Below are 2,221 nucleotides of genomic sequence, written 5' to 3'. Positions count from 1 at the left end.
TGGTTTTGGTGATCTCGGTCGGGGTGCCATAGGCATCATAGACATAATCGACTGTCGTCACCGTTACCGGTGTTGGTTCGGCACTTTGCGCGAAGGCTCCGCCACCAAAGCTCACCATCGCAGCAAGGCTCACACCTGCAAGGAATAACTTACCCACCATTCAATCCCCCGTTCTCTCTGCCCTGCCAGATCACAGTGGCAGAGAAACCAAAACCGTCGGGCCACCCGACACACAAACTCACGTCAAACCAGACACACGACGACCGCTTGCGAACACCCTAGTTGTTCGCAACACGTCCGCCCCATTCGCCCGGAACTGCAAAATCAATCAGATTGAAACCACTGAACGCGTAGCCAGCTGCCCCACCGGTATTAGCCTCAAAGCCTAAACCGCCGCCAGTAGTACCTGTTGCACCTGTTGCATATGCCCGACCGTCTCTACCCGTACAATCTTGGTTACCCAAGTTGCCTGCAGTGCAGCTGCTTCCACCAGAACCATTCGCGGCGTTTTCATAGATAACCCCGAGCCCATACCACCCTGCGCCACGACCGCCGTTACCTCCCGAAGCCGTGCAAGAATGCGTTCTCCAGTGACATTCATCTGAAGACCGGAAGTAGCTCGTTCCTGTGGCGCTACGGCTCGAACCTTTAACCCCAGCACCTCCCCCTGATAAGATGCGTCCATAGTTATAAAGTTTCAGCGGAATGCTTGTTGTCACCGCATGCCCGCCAGAACCCCCATTGGGAGACCCATAGCGGCCAATGATATCGCCGTTATTAATGAGAATTGCGGTCGAGCCCTCTGGCAGACCATCAAAGCTCAAGGCATAGCTGCTGGTCGAGCTTCCGCCGACCACAATATCCTGCTCAACTACAACCTTGACGCTGGTCGGCGTCACCCCGTCCCAGCCTGCAGAAGTCAGCTCTGCTAGAACTGCATAATTCTGGGCATGAGCTGAAATCGTCAAAAGATAGTCAGCGTCTTCGACCGGTTCTGCAGTGCCATCATCCGGCGCCGGAGATGCATCGTCGATGACTCGCCCCGACCAAAGACCGGCATGGGTAAAACTAACAAGACGATAAGCGTTAAAAGCTATACCTGCCGAACCGCCAGAGATCGCTTTTACTCCGTAAGCCCCGCCTGATGTTCCCGAGGCCCCTTGTGCGACACTTCTACCATCTCGCCCCGTGCAATCTTGGTTCCCCAAATTGCCTGCTGTACATTGGGCACCAGAAGTACCCGCTACCGGAGCCTCATAAACACTTCCAGTCGAGTACCAACCAGCCCCACGCCCGCCAGCACCACCGGATGCTGTGCACGTCTCTGTCCTCCAGTGACATTCATCCGAAGAGCGGAAATAGACCGTACCGGTGGTACTTCTAGGAGAACCATTCACCCCTCCGCCGCCTCCGGCATAGATGACGCCATAGTTGGCCACCGAGAGCGGGATATCGGTCTTGACCGCATGACCACCATTGCCGCCATTCGCCGTGCCGTAATAACCAACAATGCTGCCATTGTTGGTGAGGATGGCTGTCGAGCCCTCCGGCAGGCCCGTGAAGTCAATCGCATAGGCACTCGCGCTGTTCGAGCCGATCACAACACCTTCATCAACCGTGACCGTCACCTCAACCGCATCTGTCCCGTTCCACACTCCGCCCGCCTGAAGTGCAGCCGCAACACCATAGTTCGTCTGATGCGACGAGATCACGATCTCATAGACCGGAAGAACCGGATCATTCGGATCCGTTCCGTCATCCGGAATGGCCTGACCTTCTATCTCATAAGATTTGCTAACAGCCTGAAGCAAACGCACATCTGTCACTGCCGGTGCACTGTCCGTCGCAGCCTGGAACTCTTCTCCCTGCCAGCTATTGATCCGTTCTTCAATCAAGCGACCATCGGCAAGACGACGCACCTTGCGCGCGATCCGCTGCAGATACGGCACGTCCTGACGATATTCCGTCAGCGTCTCCGTCCCGGCATCTTCATCCTTTGACAGAACCGAAGTGAAGCCAAGGAACCGACGACGCTCAATATCAATCCGCGCACCGCTATATTCATAGGAAAGCGTGCGCACACCGCCCAACCCGTCATCACGCGTGATGACCGACACAACCTTCGTGCCACTCTCATATTGCTGCTCGGGATAGCTCACCGCTTCACCGCGGTCATAGACCCCGTCATCATGCAATGGCCGATAACTGATCTCCGTCTTCT

Annotated in this window: 1 protein-coding gene; it reads right to left on the bottom strand. The window is 55.9% G+C overall.

The features are described 5' to 3' along the window. Positions 1-278: 278 nt before the first annotated feature. Positions 279-2,221, bottom strand: a 1,943-nt coding sequence (locus tag ACXAIA_RS20555; protein ID WP_475350997.1) for a hypothetical protein, incomplete at its 5' end; no start/stop codon positions are given.

Source organism: Thalassospira sp. ABL2_045 (genome assembly GCF_056161285.1).
Note: the sequence above shows the minus strand (reverse complement) of the source record. Positions and strands in the feature narration are given on the sequence as shown.